14 protein-coding genes are annotated in these 16,994 nt (G+C 24.7%); 7 read left to right on the top strand and 7 right to left on the bottom strand.

Annotation, left to right across the window (positions count from 1 at the left end; translation table 4 throughout):
• Positions 1-14 precede the first annotated feature (14 nt).
• From T380_RS0100355 to T380_RS0100345, 3 genes are read right to left on the bottom strand one after another with little or no spacing between them, the layout of a single operon-like run.
• A complete protein-coding gene (locus T380_RS0100355) occupies positions 15-332 on the bottom strand; it encodes an HIT family protein (RefSeq protein WP_027333988.1) in 318 nt (105 codons plus the stop codon).
• Positions 325-1,560 carry a HinT-interacting membrane complex lipoprotein P60 gene (locus tag T380_RS0100350; RefSeq protein WP_027333987.1) on the bottom strand — a complete coding sequence of 412 codons (1,236 nt, stop codon included), beginning with the start codon at positions 1,558-1,560 and terminating at the stop codon, positions 325-327. Before T380_RS0100350 ends, T380_RS0100355 begins: the two co-directional genes overlap by 8 nt.
• Entirely contained in the window at positions 1,560-3,854 is a 2,295-nt protein-coding gene (locus tag T380_RS0100345; RefSeq protein WP_027333986.1) for a HinT-interacting membrane complex protein P80, read from the bottom strand. The genes T380_RS0100350 and T380_RS0100345 overlap by 1 nt, the downstream gene beginning before the upstream one ends.
• A gap of 80 nt (positions 3,855-3,934) precedes the next feature.
• On the opposite strand from T380_RS0100345, the gene T380_RS0100340 reads away from it, so the two are divergent.
• Complete coding sequence (locus tag T380_RS0100340) at positions 3,935-4,555, top strand: hypothetical protein (RefSeq protein ID WP_027333985.1); 621 nt, start codon at positions 3,935-3,937, stop codon at positions 4,553-4,555.
• Here T380_RS0100340 and T380_RS0100335 read toward each other — a convergent pair.
• A complete protein-coding gene (locus T380_RS0100335) occupies positions 4,552-5,235 on the bottom strand; it encodes a PQ-loop domain-containing transporter (protein WP_027333984.1) in 684 nt (227 codons plus the stop codon). The two genes, T380_RS0100340 and T380_RS0100335, sit on opposite strands and share 4 nt — an antisense overlap.
• Before the next feature lie 113 nt (positions 5,236-5,348).
• On the opposite strand from T380_RS0100335, the gene T380_RS0100330 reads away from it, so the two are divergent.
• Complete coding sequence (locus T380_RS0100330) at positions 5,349-6,329, top strand: aspartate--ammonia ligase (RefSeq protein WP_027333983.1); 981 nt, start codon at positions 5,349-5,351, stop codon at positions 6,327-6,329.
• A 27-nt stretch (positions 6,330-6,356) separates the two neighbouring features.
• Here T380_RS0100330 and dnaN read toward each other — a convergent pair whose 3' ends face one another.
• Positions 6,357-7,454: a DNA polymerase III subunit beta gene (dnaN, locus tag T380_RS0100325; protein WP_027333982.1), complete on the bottom strand. Its 1,098-nt coding sequence runs from the start codon at positions 7,452-7,454 to the stop codon at positions 6,357-6,359.
• Between the two features lie 9 nt (positions 7,455-7,463).
• Positions 7,464-8,792: a DnaA ATPase domain-containing protein gene (locus T380_RS0100320; protein ID WP_027333981.1), complete on the bottom strand. Its 1,329-nt coding sequence runs from the start codon at positions 8,790-8,792 to the stop codon at positions 7,464-7,466.
• A gap of 286 nt (positions 8,793-9,078) precedes the next feature.
• Between T380_RS0100320 and rpoE the strand changes: the two genes are divergently transcribed.
• Both rpoE and fba read left to right on the top strand, forming a co-directional pair.
• Entirely contained in the window at positions 9,079-9,327 is a 249-nt protein-coding gene (gene rpoE, locus T380_RS0100315) for a DNA-directed RNA polymerase subunit delta (protein ID WP_027333980.1), read from the top strand.
• A gap of 16 nt (positions 9,328-9,343) precedes the next feature.
• On the top strand, positions 9,344-10,204 hold the full coding sequence (gene fba / locus T380_RS0100310; protein WP_027333979.1) for a class II fructose-1,6-bisphosphate aldolase: 861 nt from the start codon (positions 9,344-9,346) through the stop codon (positions 10,202-10,204).
• Positions 10,205-10,303: 99 nt separating this feature from the next.
• Here the strand turns inward: fba and T380_RS0100305 are convergent, their stop codons facing one another.
• Complete coding sequence (locus T380_RS0100305; RefSeq protein WP_036436593.1) at positions 10,304-14,689, bottom strand: PolC-type DNA polymerase III; 4,386 nt, start codon at positions 14,687-14,689, stop codon at positions 10,304-10,306.
• A 72-nt stretch (positions 14,690-14,761) separates the two neighbouring features.
• Here T380_RS0100305 and tmk point away from each other — a divergent pair, with 72 nt between their 5' ends.
• From tmk to rsmI, 3 genes are read left to right on the top strand one after another with little or no spacing between them, the layout of a single operon-like run.
• On the top strand, positions 14,762-15,412 hold the full coding sequence (tmk, locus tag T380_RS0100300; protein ID WP_027333977.1) for a dTMP kinase: 651 nt from the start codon (positions 14,762-14,764) through the stop codon (positions 15,410-15,412).
• On the top strand, positions 15,399-16,289 hold the full coding sequence (locus T380_RS0100295; protein WP_027333976.1) for a hypothetical protein: 891 nt from the start codon (positions 15,399-15,401) through the stop codon (positions 16,287-16,289). The genes tmk and T380_RS0100295 overlap by 14 nt, the downstream gene beginning before the upstream one ends.
• Positions 16,282-16,944 (top strand): 16S rRNA (cytidine(1402)-2'-O)-methyltransferase, encoded by a 663-nt coding sequence (rsmI, locus tag T380_RS0100290; RefSeq protein WP_027333975.1) that lies wholly within the window; start codon positions 16,282-16,284, stop codon positions 16,942-16,944. The genes T380_RS0100295 and rsmI overlap by 8 nt, the downstream gene beginning before the upstream one ends.
• Positions 16,945-16,994: the final 50 nt, after the last annotated feature.

Below are 16,994 nucleotides of genomic sequence, written 5' to 3'. Positions count from 1 at the left end.
TATCACACATACATTTAATAAGGAAATATATGAATGTGTGAATGCATCACCTCTTGACCAGCTTTTTCACCGTTATTTATCACTAATTTATAATCAGTAAAATTATGCTCCTTAATAAATTTAAGAGCAATTTTATTTGTTTTACTAAAATAATTTCTTATCTTCTCATCTGGCATCTTTTTTAAATTAGGATAAGGCTCTTTATATATAGATAATAAATGACCTTCAACTTTTTGATCAATATCTCAAATAACTATAATTTCTTGATCTTCAAAATATATTTTTGAAGGTATTTCTTTTTCAATTATTTTTGTAAAAATAGTCTTATCCATTTTGCTTTTCTTTTGTATTTTTTAACGCATCTTGAATATCTGTTTGAACCGGAGTAAGTTTATAACCTAAATTCTCGTAGTATTTTTGAGCAGTCGCAAATAACGTAGAATCTGTTGCGGCAAAAGACAATATTAATTCATTTGTTTTACCGGTAAAATAATTTTTCTCTGATGTTCTAGAAGGACCTTTATTTTTTGAAAAAGATATATAACCTTTTATTTTATTATCTAATTTTGAATCAAAAATAAAATTAGGCACAACTACATGAAGGTATGTTATAGACATATTTGTTCCATCTTCTTTTCATGATAGAATAGGTTGTTTTTTAAGTTCATCCGGAGTGATTAATGTCTTTGTTTTAGTATCAAAAAATCCATAATTTTTAACTATTCTTCCTTCATTAAAATTTTCTTTAACAAATAAAGAAGATAAATCACCATAACCATCTGCAGCATTTTTAATTAAACCATCATATCCATTAAGTTTTGTTTCTGAAAACTCGTTTGGTTTATCAGACACTATTCCAAGCGCAATTTCTTTTCTTTGTTTTTTAGAATAGTACTTTTCATCCATTGCTATATTGAGATAATCTTGTCATGATGATAAAACCATTGAACCTTGTGAAAAGAAATTAGAATTTTGATTAGACTCTATATGTCATTTATATGCAGGTTTTGATTGAAGAACATAATTAATAAGATTATATTGTGTCTTATCTATCATATTGTCTAAAACAGCAATGTTATTACCTTTTTTCAAATTATCTTCATTTTGATCAGTTAAATATTTAAATACAATAAGCATTTTTTTAATTTCATAAGCTAGTTTTGTTTCTTTTTGTTTAAAATATTTTTTAAAAATATTTTCATTAGGAACTTCATTAATCAATAATGAGCTACCACTATATATTTTTCACTCATGATCTTTTGTTTTAAAATATAATTCATTTTCTTGAAGTTTTAAGGCTGCATAAATTTTAAATACATCGTATGAATTTTTATAAAAATCAGAATCTGGTTTGTCAAATTCACCATCAAGATTTTCGCAATTATACAAACTTTCTAATAATTTATCATTTTCTAATTCTTCTTTAATTGAGGCTGCGTGTTTTGTAAATTGTTCAATTTGCTCATTTCTTTCTGATGTGTTAACATTTTTACCGCAAGAAATGGCGATAAAAGGCAAAGCAAACAATGAAACAAAAGATAATATTTTTTTCTTTAGCATTATTCACCTCCTTTAAATATTTTCTTAATTAATAAATTAATAATTCCGTTAACCGAATCTTCTAGAACACAATTGCCATCATGTCCCATTAATTTTATTTTTGATAAATCACCAGAAACAATAAAATCATCTCTTTCTTTATTTTTAGAAATTTTTTCAATATGTTCTTTAATTTTATTAATTGTGGAAATATTTAAATTTGAATTTTGTTCTTTTATTTTATTTTTCAAGCTTTTTTCTAATGTTTCTTTAGAAATATGTTTTTCAATTAATTCTTTTGATACTTTTCCATCTTTTATTAATTTATTTTTAATATCATCAAAATCTTCATTTTTTAAATATTTTAATAAGAACACTCTATCTATATTTTGGCTAGAACTTTTTCATTTTTTAATTTCTTCTTGATAATTATTAACTAATTCTTCCCCATATAAAGTTTTATTCATATCAAAAATAATAGATTTAAATATCTCATCATTTGTATTTGAAATAGTTTTATAACTAATTAATGAAATACCATCTGTTGTTGGAACAACATAAAATACCTTGTCATTTTTTTTGTAGGCATAAAACATTCTTACGTTTTCATTACTTATTCCATAAAATTCTTCACGAAAAATAGAACCAAATTCTTTCTTCATTTCTTCATCACTTAATGAATTAATAACGCTCTCTAAAGCTTTGTTGTAAGCCTCAACAAGTTTATTTACTGTAATCGTTCTTTCATTAGCGGGTTTGGTTTTTTCGCTATCATATTTTTGCTTAATATTTTGATAGTTTCTTACCTCTTCAGTGTTCTTTTTAAATAATTCATTAATTTTTACTTTTAATTTTTCGAAAATTTTACTCAAAATTGAACCATTATATTCAATTGTTTCATTTGCAATTTTTAAGTCGCCATTTAATAAAGTTAATAATTCTTCATTAGATAATGAACTTGAAACTTCATTGATATTTTGAACATCTTTAGTTCCTAAATTTCCATCAAGCTTGGTAATAAATTTTGGTAAATAAGCTTTTAAGGTTTTATTTAAAATTTTCTCTTCATCACTAGGAGTTATTAAATTAACATTATTAAAGAATTGTAAGAATAAATCAATATTTAGATGTTCAAAAACCAAACACCCTTCATTATCTGGTTTGAATAATCCATTTTCTTCTTTTTCTAACATTTTATAATTCTTTTGAAGTCCTCTGATGGCTGAATGTGAAAAAAGATTAATAAGTTCTTGTTTATTAATAGTTCAATTTTCAAAAGAATTGTCTAAATTAGCTATGCCTAAAATTTTAGCTTGTGTAATTTGAAGAATGTCCCTTTGCTTTGAATATTCATTTATTATATTTAAGGCGCTCCTTTTATTCGGATCTAATGAAAAACTATCATTTAAAAGAACTTGTATTTTTTCAACCCTATTATTTGGATCATTATTTACATATTTAATTAAAGTATTTTCATTTGTTTTTGGAGAGTTTATATCGCTAACTTTGATTAATAATTTGTCCCTAAAAATATAGTCATTGAATTTATAAATTATTTTACCATCTTGTTTTTCTCTTACTTCTCCATCTACTATTTCTAGTTCTTTTATGTCACGTGGCGCTCTTCTATCTCAATCTTCTTTTTTAAAAGTGTCATTTTTAATTAATGAAAAACGACGTAATGCATCTGGTGTTATTGTTTTTAAAACCAATGTTTCAAGCGCTTCTTCTATAGTTTTGGCACCATTGTATTGATTAGAAAGAAATTTAACGAATTCAGTTTCTCATTTTTCCAAACCAAAATTTTTTTGATATAGATTTTTATAATCTAATAATGTATTTTTGTTTGTTGTCCTTATTTCATCAAGAGAACTTAAATGAATATTATTCGTGTCTTCTTCACCTTTGTTTTTTGTTTTATTTATTAAATATTCATATTTTAGTGAATCTTCATATTCTTCGTTATATAACTTATAAATTACTTCAGTAAAAAAAGCTTCTTGTGTTTGTGCTTCAGTTTTTTTAATTGGGTCATCAAGAAATTTTTTTATTTCAGAAAGCGGAACATTTATAGTTTTATCTGGTGTTTTAAATTCAAAGACCTTTTCCGTATCATTTATTTTAGGAATATAATTAATCTTTGTACTTGAAACAATAATTGGAACTCCTATTCCAACACCAATAGAAACAGCTAATGCACCCAATATTGAATATGTTGCAATTCTTGCTTTTTTCGATTTTAATGTAACTTTTTCTTTTTGTTCAACATTTTTTTTGGCTAATCTTTCAAAAAATGATTCTTTTTTGTTGGCCATATTTCTCCTTATAATATATATTTTTACTATTAAATAAATTATTATTATTATAAATTATTATTTATAATTTAGAAATAAATATGATTATTAGTAGAAACGATAAAAACACATTAAATTATTTAATTGACATTATTGAAAAAAATAAAATGTTTTATTCATTGGGAAGAGACTTTCTAGATTATATTTTTCGGGGAGAAATAGATGATTTAACTCCGCAAAATTTTAGCGTTATTTTAAAACCTGATGATTATTTTAAATTGAAATTATTATACCCATCAAATTTTATTGATAATAGTGATTTGCTAAAAGGAGAATTGTGTCCTTTATTTATTAATGGTGAATATGGAATAAATATCTACTTTTTTGTACCAACAAATAAACAGAAATATCAATGTTTTTTAAAGAAAATTGCTCAAAATAACTATTCTTTTGTTTTAGAAAATAAATTAAAATTTAAGAAAAATACTATATTTAAATCAATGTTAATAAAAACATTTAGATTTATAAAAAAAGAAACAAATTTTAAATTATTATTAAGCAAACTATTAGAACATGAATATAGTTATTTTGCTTATATTCATTCATATATCCAATCTAATAAAAATAATTTATACACAAATATATCATTCAAAACAGATTTAATTGATTTTGAAGATACTAAATACAAATATTTTATCGAATATAAAAATGAGACTCATTAAGCTACTTGTGTCTCATTTTTATTTTTGTAAATTAAACAAATAATTAACATTGTTAGAGATAATACTAAAGAAATAACTTGGTAAATTAAAAACATTAGAACCGTTATACTGTAAATAGTTGACCAAAATACTATTCATAATAAGTTAAGAGTAACTAAGATGAGCATCATTCCAATTGAGACATTTTTTACATCTTTATAAATAATGCTTTGAAGAGTTTGTGGAGTAAAGGCAAATGTTGTTAATGCGCCAGTAATTATTGAACATATTAATTTTGCGTTTTGATTTTGAAATCCTCAGTCAGTTTTAATCATACCAATTGTAAAAGAAATTGTGTTTAATAAAGTTAATAAAGCAATCAAAGAACCTATAAAAATTATTTTTTTTGAATTAATATTTTTGCTATATTTATAAACTAAGAATAACATCATTCCATAAACCATAGTACTTAAAGCATTGGGTACAGCTGTTTGATATAATTTTTTACCATTTTCGAATGCAAATGAACCATAAGTTGTTCAACAAATTAATCCAATAAAAAATAATCAATTAGAAATTAAACTAATACCTGATGAATTTTTTGTTTTTAATAATTTTATAAGTTGTGGTAATCCAATAATAACTGTAATCACTGCAGCTAATCATCCAACTACTTGATTTATAATGTTTATAATTTCCATATTATCTCCTTTTATTACTTAATATGATAATGTATTTTTCTCTTTTAAATTAAATTAATTGAATTGTATACCTAATAATCTTTTATAATTTAATATTAAATAGAAAGAAAATCATGTATAAAACGAAATTAGATGTAAAACAAACACAAGAAGCAATTCACTTAATTAGAAAACATTTTCAAAAATTATTTGCTAAAAAATTAAATTTAATAAGGACAAGTGCTCCTTTATTTGTGGATTCGGTAACAAAAATTAATGATTATTTAAATGGTGAAAAACCCGTTCGTTTTACCGCTAAGGGATTTGATAATAAATTCGAAATTTTACATTCATTAGCTAAGTGAAAAAGAGTGGCTCTTCAAAAATATAAAATTAATTTGTATGAAGGTATTTATACAGATATGAATGCCATTAGACGTGAAGAAGATTTAGATTATATACATTCATTTTATGTTGATCAATGAGATTGAGAAATTAATATAAATAAAAAAGATAGAAATACAGTCTTTTTAAATAAAGTAGTTAAAAAAATTTATTCCGTAATAAAAGAACTTGAAGATTATATAAATAAAAAATATAATGTACTTGGCTATAAGTTGCCTGAGGACTTAACAATAATTACAAGCCAAGAACTTGCTGACATTTATCCAAAATTAACTCCCTTCGAAAGAGAAAAGGAATATGTTAAAACACATAAAGCTGTTTTTATTACTCAAATAGGTCATCCTTTAAGTGATGGAATTCCTCACGGAAATAGAGCTTTTGATTATGATGACTGAAAATTAAACGGAGATTTAATTTTCTATGATAAAGTAAATGATAACCCTCTCGAAATTTCTTCAATGGGTATCAGGGTTGATTCCAAAACACTAAAAAATCAACAAAATATCTTAAATATTGAGGAAGATAAATTATCACCTTACCATTTTTCAATCTTTAATAAACAATTACCTTACTCAATTGGGGGAGGTATTGGACAAAGTAGGCTTTGTATGTTCTTATTAGAAAAGAAACATATTGGTGAAGTACAATGCTCATTTTGACCTGAAGAAAAAATTATAGAATGAAGGAACGAAGGAATAGAATTGTTATAAAAAAACCACAGAAGTGGTTTTTTTATATTAAGCTCTTCTTAAAGGCGCAATAAGTTGTTGGGTATTAGGAGAGTATTTAGAAATAATTAACACTTTTTGAATATCACTACTTATACAGATTACTATTTCTTTATCAAAAACTTGTATTGCTTCATTAAAAAAATTAAAATTAAAATCTATTTCTAAAGGTTTACCTTGTAATACAAATTGACTAATAGATGATTCCATTTTAGCCATTTCTTGGACGTTACCAGTAGCTACTAATTTATCATTTTTAATAATTAGAGTAAACCTATTATTTTTATCATCTGAGTTGTAGAATATTTTACTAATTAAATCAGAAATGTCTTTTTTTTCAACAGTTATTGTTGAAATGAATTCATTTGGGATTGTTTTTGTATAATCAATAAACATTGTATCAACTATTTTAGAAACAATAATTGTATCTTTTGTAACAAACGTAAATTCAATATCATTTGCATAAATATCTACCTTTTTACCCCCATCATCAATAAGCATCTTTTTAATATTTTTTGCTTTTACTATTTTTTGAAATTCTGCATTTTGTTCTATATTAACAAAATGTCTTGCAAACCTATATTTATCCGATGCTAAAAATTCTAATTTATTGTTTTTAGCATTAAAAGAAATTGAAGCAAACCTTGGATTAGGATCCTTTTCATTTATCGCAAAAATAACATTATTAACAGCTTCTTTAAACTCACTATAATTTAATGTAATTTTTTCCCCTGATAATGAAAAAATTGGCATTTGATATTCTTGACTTTTAAGAAGTGCTAATTCATATTTTGTTTGACCAGAATTTAATATGATTGTATTATTATTTTTCAATATAGTAATTTCACCATTTACTTTTGTTACTGATTTTTTAAAAAAATCATAATAAATCAACACTTCTCCAGGTTCGTAAATTTCCAGGTCATTCGATAATGGTATACGAGTTTTAATAGAAAGCTCTCCATCAGTTCCAATTAATTCTATTTCTCTTTCATATACTTTTATATAAACTCCACGAAATTGCATCATAACATTATTTACATCTATTGCTTTTCCGACAATATTAAGATGTTTTTCTAGTAAATTTTTTTTAATTTTAAAATTCATAATTCTCCTTTAGTTAGTTTTAATAAGTAAGTTAATTGTTTTTATTACTTGTTTGAGGTTTGGATCTTTTTCTTTACTGTTTTCAATTTTTTTAATTGCATATGTTACCGCTGAGTGATCACATTTGAAAATATTAGCAATTTTAATCTGTGTATATTTAAGCATGTAAGTCATAAAATACATAATAATATGGCGAGCTCTTGATATTTCGGATTTCCTTACTTTAGATAAGACATTTTTCTCCAGTAAATTAAAGTAGTTGCATACGACTTTAATTATAGTTTTTTCATCAATAACTTTATTATTTCTTAATTTATCAAAATAATTAGATAAAACTTTGTAAGAATAAACTTTATGTTTTTTTATACTAGAAGAAAACGTATCTAACGTTATAACCATACCTCTTATTTTATTAATATTATCAACATCCATGTCAACTAAATCATGTAATGCTTTTTCATCAAAAAGTTTTATATCTCACCCATTTTTTTCAAGCATAAATTGTAAGATTTTAAAATATTCTTCAGAACTAGGTTGTTGTATTTCCAAAACCATTCCTTCTTCAAGTCTAGAAATTAAACGTTCATCAAAAGATTGTCTTAAAACATCAGGTTTTTCATCAGAACAAATAATAGTTAATTTATCTCGAGTTTTTCTTTCCTCTATAATATCATTGATAAATTCAAATGTCTTTGGTTTTGTTTTGTAATTTTGAAAATCATCAAACACAAGAATATCGTAGTTAATTAATTTTTTAACAAATACACTTTTTTCTTCAGGTATATTCCTCTTCAGAATTGTCGCAAATTTAATATCATAATTTGAAGGTTTTATTATTAATGAGGTCAACCCTATTTTTTCATATTCGAGACAAACAGCATTCGCTAAATGAGTCTTCCCCATCCCTGTACGTGAATTTATAAAAAATATATTAAATCCTATATTTTCATCCGTGATTTTTTTCGATACTTGATAGGCAAGTTTATTAAAATTTCCTTTATATAAATTATCAAAAGTCATTGAATAATTTAATGTCTCATTATTTTTTAATTTTACTTCCTTCATGGGTAAAATTTTTCTTTCATGAGTTATGTAAAATGATTCGATATCGAATTCTTTTTTTAATATACTTTTTATTAATATTTGAACAGAATCTTTACTTATTTGGTAAGAATTCGTATTCGGTATAAAGAGTAATATTTCATTATTGTCAAAATTTATAATTTCAAATTTATTAAGCACATTCTTTTTTATTATCTCATCACAATCAAACGCTAATGCTGCTTGTTTTAATTTTAAATTTAAATTTTCTAAATTAATATCTTCTTCGATTTTCATAATATTATTTTAAAATAAAAAAGTCGTTTTTTATATATATTAATTTATTAATTTATTTATTATTAATTATTAATAATAAACATCCCTAAAATGTTAAAAAAATGTTAAAAAAATAAAAAAAACATATTTTTACTCATAAATATAATCAAAAAAATGTTTTTAAATTAAAAAATAATGTTAAAAATTTTTTTAGTTTTCACTTTTTATTTAAATTTTTATTCGCGTATTCTTTAAAAATAAAATAAAACCTTGTTATATAATAAATAATATTATTGAAAGGATATTAATGAAGACAATGGTTGATGTAGCTATAGAATACTTAAATAGCCATGGACAAGACAATTTTGAGAATATTTTTACAGCTGTTAAAAAAGAATTCCAAGAAAAATGACAAAACGAAGCTAAAAAAAATAATTTAACAATGGAAGAAATATTGGTTAAAAAAACAGGTGAATTTTATAAACTTCTAACTGTTTATGCAAAATTTACTCACTTAGGAAATAATGAGTGGGATTTGTCTTATATAGAAAAATAAAAAAAAGGAGTAGAAGATGATAGTAAATGCTAAAAAAATGTTAAAAGATGCATATGATAAAGGATATGCGGTACCACATATAAATACTAATAATTTAGAATGAACAAAGGCCATTTTGTTAACTGCACAAGAAATGAAATCACCAATTATTATTGCAACTAGTGAGGGAGCAATTAAATATATGGGTGGGTTTAATGTAGCTGCTGCGCTCGTAAAATCAATCGATAAAGATTTAAATATTACTGTTCCTGTGGCTTTACACTTGGATCACGGAACATTTGAAGGGGCTAAAAAAGCTGTAGAAGCTGGTTATACATCAATAATGTATGATGGCTCTCATGAACCATTTGAAAAGAATTACCAAAATACAAAAGAATTGTTAAAACTTGCAAAAAAACACAATTTAAGTTTTGAAGCTGAAGTTGGAACTTTAGGTGGTGAGGAAGATGGGGTTGTTGGTGCGGGTGAATTTGCAAACCCTGAAGAAGCTAAAAAAATGGCGGACCTTGGCATAGATGTTCTTGCTGCTGGTATAGGAAATATTCATGGTCCATACCCTAAAGGTTGAAAATCATTAAATTTTGATGTTTTAAAAAATATCTCATCAACTATAGGGATGGGTGTTGTTCTTCATGGTGGTTCCGGAATTCCTAAAGAACAAATACAAAAAGCTATTTCTTTAGGTGTTGCAAAAATAAATGTTAATACAGAATTGCAACAAGCTAACCATAAAGCTATTCGTGCATTTATAGAATCGGGGAAGGATTTGGAGGGTAAAAACTTTGATCCAAGAAAACTTTATGCACCCGGCTATAAAGCAATGTGTGAAACTGTTAAAGAGAAAATTCTTGAATTCGGTTCAAACAATAGAGCATAATAAAAAGCCAAAAATAGGCTTTTTATTTTTTATCTAAAAATAATAATTTCAATAATAAATCAATAAAAAACAAACATATTTTTTATTTATTGTTTAATTTTATTCATCAAAAAGATTTATTTGTTCACTATCATTTAAACCATCTAAAACGCCCAATGAGTTTAAATCATTAAATACATTTTTGTTAATTTGGGTTCTTTTTAATAAATCTTCTTTAGAACTAAATGGGTATTCATTTCTTGCGTTAACAATGGATATAGCAACCGTTTCTCCTAATCCCTCTACTGTTATAAAAGGGGGAATTAATTTATTATTTTTATAATCTATTAATCATTCTGTCGCTGCCGATTTTTTTAGTGAGACATTTGAAAATGAAAATCCTCTTAAAACCATTTCATAAGCCACTTCTAGTGAAACTAATATGTTTTCTTCTTTTGGTTTTATATCACTTTCTTTACTATTTTTCTTTTCTAATAATTTATTATATTTTTTTTCTATTGCTTCTTTTCCCTTACACATTGTTTTTATATCAAATTCTTCACATCTAACTGTAAAGTATGTTGCGTAATGTTCAAGTGGTTTATATAATTTAAATCAAGCAACACGTCATCCCATTAAAACATAGGCGGCAGCATGAGCTTTGGGAAACATGTATTCAATTTTTTTCATGCTTTCTATATACCAATTAGGAATTTTGTGTTTAATTAATATCTCTTCCTGTTCTTTTGTTACATTAGTATTCTTTTTACGCACATTTTCCATTATTTGAAAAGCGGTTAATGGTTCAACACCTTTTCTTATTAAGTAAATCATTACATCATCTCTACATGAGATAATATCTTTTATTTTCTTATTTTCTTCCCTGATTAATTTTTGCGCATTATTTAATCAAACATTTGTTCCATGACTTAATCCGGCAACTGAAATTAAATCTGCAAAAGACTCAACTTGTACTTCTTGTAACATTTGTCTAACAAATGGAGTACCAAATTCAGGAATTCCGATTGCTCCAGTGGTGTCGTTACCAATTGTCCCTGGTTTTATGTTTAGAGCTTCATTTGTTCTAAAAAGTGATAGTACTTTTTCATCCATATTTGGAATATCGCTAAATTTAATCTTGGTTAACCTTTCTAGCATTTTTATAGCGGAAGGATCTTTATGGCCTAATAAATCAAGTTTTAGTAAAGATTCGTGTATTGATTCATGATTGAAATGTGTTGTTTTTCATTCACTTTCAGGGTCATCGCTAGGAAAGTTTATTGGCGTAAAATCTTCAACATCATATTCTTTAGGAATTATCATTATCCCCCCCGCATGTTGACCAGATGTTCTTTTTGAACCTTCGATCGATGAAGAAAGATATTTAGTAAAACCAGAAGTAAATTCCTTTTTAATTTCTTGGGAATATGTTTTAACATAACCATAACATGTTTTTAATTTTGCGGTCATTATTGTACCCGCTCTAAAAGTATGATTCTTACCAAACATACGTCTTACTTCATTGTGAATTATGCATTGATACTCTCCAGGGAAATTTAAATCTATATCAGGAACTTTATTTGCATTAAATCCTAAAAAAGTTTCAAAAGGAATTAATTGACCATCTTTATATAATTCTATATTACATTTTGGACATAATTTATTTGGTAAATCAAAACCAGAAGTAAAATTATTATTTTCAATTACTTCAAAATATTTACATTTATTACATAAATAATGTGGAGCTAAAGGATTAATTTCTGTAATTCCGGCTAGTGTAGCAACAAGTGAAGAACCAACACTCCCCCTACTTCCTGCTAAATATCCATCATTTAGTGTTTTTGTTACAAGTTTGCTTGCGATTCAATAAATAACTGAAAAACCGTATTTTAAAATTGGATTAATTTCTCTTTCTATTCTTTCTTCAATTATTTTAGGGAGAACTTCACCATATTTTATATGAGCATTTTCGTAGACAAGATCTTTTAAATTAGTTTCGGAATTATCGAATTTAGGGGTAAATAATTTATCTTCAAAAATATTAATTTCTGAAATCTGGTTTGCTAATTTATAAGTATTATTTACAACAATATCATAAATTAAATCCGGGTCATTTAAAAAATTAAAATAATTAATCATCTCATCAGTTGTTGGTACAAATTGCAATGGATAAGTTAATGTTCCTTCTTGAGCTCTTTTATAATTATATAAATAATGTTTTACCCCACCAACCCCACTTGCATGAATTAAGACCTTATGAATTTCTTGTTCGTGTGGATAAATATACCTTGCATCCGAGACCGCTATTATTAATTTATTCATTTTTTTAGCTTCTCTAACCAAAACTTTTAGCAATCTAGTTATTTCATCCTTGCTAAATTTATCTTCGAATGATGCAAAATTATGTGGTGGTGTAATTTCTATGTAATCATATTTTTGCATTTCTTGTCTTAGCGCGAAGAGAGATTTAAAAAATAAACACTCATATAAATCGCTTTGTAAAGTTGAAGACCCAATTAAAACATTTTTACATTTTTTAATTTCATCAAAAAATATTAATGGGTATTTTGAAGAATTATTTGCAATTAATTTTGTGTGAGCACTTGAAACAAGTTTATATAATTCCTTAAGACCTACTTTATTTTTTGCTAAAACACTAACTTTTGAAGTTAGATATTTAGGTATTTCACCAGGATGATTTAAATTTTTTAATTCTTTTATTGTGGTAATATTTTTATTAATAGAAAGTTGTCTTTTTAATATTATTCATATTTTAGCTAATACCTCAGCATCATAATCACCGCGGTGTGCTTCTCTGGTGTTATATGGAACACTTAATTTTTTAGCAACACTACCTAAAGTATATTTATTGAATGATGGGTGCATGATTCTTGAAAGCGCAAGTGTATCAATAAAAGTTGTATTACAATTGTTTAAATTAAACTCTTCAAATTTTTGAATAATAACATTCATATCAAAAGAAGCATTATGAGCAACAGCGACTTTATCTTTTATGACGTCATATATTTTTTTAATTCCTTCTTCTTGGGTATAACCCAATTCCTCTAACATATCATTTGTTATACCAGTTAGCGAAGTTGTTTCCTCAGATATTGGTTTAGATGATTTTATAAAAAATTGAATTTTATCTATTATTTCATTATTTTTAACAACACTAGCTCCAAACTCAATTATTTCACTAATGATAGGAGATAAACCTGTTGTCTCTATATCTAAAACAATAAATTCATTATCATCTATTTTTTCATTATATTTTCCCTCTAATAAAATAACATTATTTAATTTTTTAACAGTAGTAAATGTACAACCATAAAATTTCGAAAATTCAGCAAAATTTGCTGAAAATTTGTTGAATTCAGGAAAATTTTGTACAGAATCAATATCCATTAATGCCATACCTTTTAATCCCATTTCTTTTATGTCATGTGCCAGTGTTTTTGCTTTTCTAAAACCGTCTAAGGTAGTCATATTTGATTTGACATTGAATTCAATTCTTGGTTTTTTACTTTTATCTTTTTTCAAAGAAAAAAGAGGTTCTATTTCAACAAAAGAATTTAATTGTATATTTCATTCATGAATATTGGAAAATGATTTATATTGTGTTGTACCTTTAAATTCATAAGTTTTCCCTGTTTCTAGTTTTTTAAATTCTTGTATATATTTTTCTTCTCTAGCAAAGCAAAAAAATGAAATAGCGTCCTTAAAATCAGTTATATTAAATGAGAACATTAATGCTCCATTCTTTACGCTTTTGCTAACAATTTCACCAAAAATTGTCCCTCTAACAATTACTTTTTCTTTTAGATTTATATCCTCTGTAGAGTTAATTTCTGAAATAGTTCTTTGAAAATATTTGTAATGATTATTTTTAAAAGTTAGTGAATATTCTAATTCTTCTTCATTTTCAGTTTTATCATATACCCCATTTTTAAAGTTTTCGTCTTTTTGCTGTTCCAATACTTCATAGAGTTCGTCATGATTTTTGCGTTTTAAAATATCTAATGAAATTGTTTTAAAACCAGCTTCATGAATTAAATTTAATAATTGGTTTTTAATTTTTTCAAATATTAATTTTACTTCTTCTGTATCAAAAGCAAAAACAATAATACCATCTGGTTTTATAGATGTAGAATTACCTAGGGATTTTTGTATTAAATTTTTTTCATTGTTTTGTAAAACTTTTGATGCCTCTTCAAAAAAAAGTCATAAGTAAGTAATAAAATTTTCTGTATTATATACGGGATTATTGATTTCTAAAACTAAATTTTTACCTAAAACATCATAAAGTTTTTTGTATTCTAATGAATTTGGAATTTCTTCTACTTTTAAATACATTTTTTTTATGGTTCTATTTATTTTGTCAAAATCACATTGAAAGTTTTCAATTTTTAATTTATTAGCATCGACATTTATTTTAAAAACTATATTGCATATTCTTGTAAAATCATTAATTATTTCTTTTCTATTGGAGTTCATATCGTTCATAATATGATTATAATAAAATAAAAATATCTTTTTTATCAATTAATGCATAATTAAAAATATAAAAGGAGATAAATGTTTATTACTTTCGAAGGTTTGGATGCTAGCGGAAAATCATCTGTATTAAAAAAAGTTGGGGATTATTTAAAAAAGAAATATCCTAAAATTAAGCTAATAATAACAAGAGAACCAGGTGGAGTTAATATAAAGGAAGCGGAAGAAGTAAGAGAAATAGTCTTAAGTAATAAATCGAATTTATCTGATTGATCTGAAGCGATATTAATTTCAGCGGCAAGAAGAATACACCTTGAAAAAGTTATTTGACCAGGATTAAAAGAAAATAAATTAATAATTTCGGATCGCTATATTGATTCTTTTTATGCTTACCAAGGATTCGGGAGAGAAATAGGATATCAAAGATTATTTGATTTTTCTAAATTTATAATTGAAGACACTATGCCTACTTTAACTTTTTATTTTGATATTGGGGTTGATAAATGTTTGGAAAGAATGTCAAAAACAAGAAAAAAATTAGATCGTTTAGATAGTTTAGATAGAGATTTTTATTTTAAAGTTCAAAAAGGATATGAATTTTTAATTAATATGGATAAAGAAAGATTTATTTTAATAGATGCTACAAAAAGTTTTAATGAAGTAGTTAGACAAATCATTAAATCATTAGAATCAAACAATAAATTTTTGGAGTATATAAATGGATGTTTATAGTATTGTGGATAATTATGTTAAAAAAGATAAAATAAATCATTGTTTTATTTTTTATTCTTCTAAAAATGTAGACATAGAACAATATATGCTTTATTTTTTTAATAAAGTGAATAAGTCAAAATATGTTGAATTAAATTATGAACAAAATTATGATAATTTACATCTTGTTAATTTTGATAATGCATATTCTAGTAAAGAATCAATGGTAAATGCTTTTCAAAAATTAGAAAATAAAGTATCTCAAGATAGATATAAGTTTTTAATGATAAAAAATTTAGATGAAATGAGTCCTAATGCAATAAGTTATATTTTAAAACTTATTGAAGAACCATTCCCAAACTCTATTATTATAATTAGTACAAGAAACATTTCTTCATTACCTAAAACAATCATTTCGCGCGCTATTTTAATTAATGTGCCGCCATCATTATCAAAAAAAGAAGTAGCATTATTAGATAAAAAAATAAAAGAGCCAATTTATAAAAATGTATTAACAAATATTTTGTGTTCTTACAAAGAAATTGAAGAATTTTGTGGCTTTTTCGAATTTAGTGATATTTATAATATCCTTGATGTTATTTATAATTCTTGCAAAAATAAATATATTTTAGCTGCTTATATAATTGAAAAAATGACTTTAAAAAATTATTATCATTTTTGTTTAATGTTAATTTTTATTTTCCAAGAAATTCATTTGCGTAGAACAGAATTTTCTAAAAATAATAAGGAAAAGTTTGATTTTATTTTAGAATCTAATCTAAAAATTGAGCCTATTATTGATGAAATTTATAAATTTATAAAACAAATAAAATCAAAATATAATTTTTATTTATTTAAACAAGTATTAATTATAAATACAATGAGGTCTTATGTCTAAAATTTATATAGTTGGTACACCTATAGGTAATTTGAAAGATATAACATTAAGGGCGCTAGAAGTTTTAAGGTCTGTTGATTATGTGGCTTGTGAAGATACAAGGACATCAATAAAATTATTAAACCATTATGAAATAAAAAAACCATTATTATCTCACCATTTATTTAATGAAAAAAATAGTACAAAAGGGATATTAAAATTAGTTAATGAAGGCAAAACTGTTGCCCTAATTTCTGATGCGGGGATGCCAATTATTTCCGACCCAGGTTTTAATTTACTTAAAGAAGCAAAAAAGAATAATATAGATTTTGAAATTATACCAGGTGTAAGCGCATCCACGCTTGCCTTTGCCTATTCTAGTTTGGGTAATAATTTTACCTTTTTAGGTTTTTTAGAATCAAAAACAAATCAAATAAAAAAACAATTAACAAGACTAACAAAAGGCGTCTATGTTGCTTTCATTTCGCCCCATAAATTAATTACAACAATGACAATTTTTCAAGAGAATTTCAACGAAAACGCTGAAATATATTTATTAAAAGAACTTACAAAAATAAATGAAAAACATTTTTTTGGCACCCCAAGTGAGGTTTTAAATAAATTAAATAATAACTCGTTAAAAGGGGAATTCACGATTGTCTTTAAAATTTATTAAAAAAACAAAAAAACTAAATTCAGAATGTTTTTTATGTATAAAACATGTTT

Origin of the sequence: Mycoplasma elephantis ATCC 51980, from assembly GCF_000687815.1 — a bacterium.
Taxonomy (GTDB): domain Bacteria; phylum Bacillota_I; class Bacilli_A; order Mycoplasmatales; family Metamycoplasmataceae; genus Mycoplasma_H; species Mycoplasma_H elephantis.
This window is presented reverse-complemented; position numbering and strand designations above follow the sequence as displayed.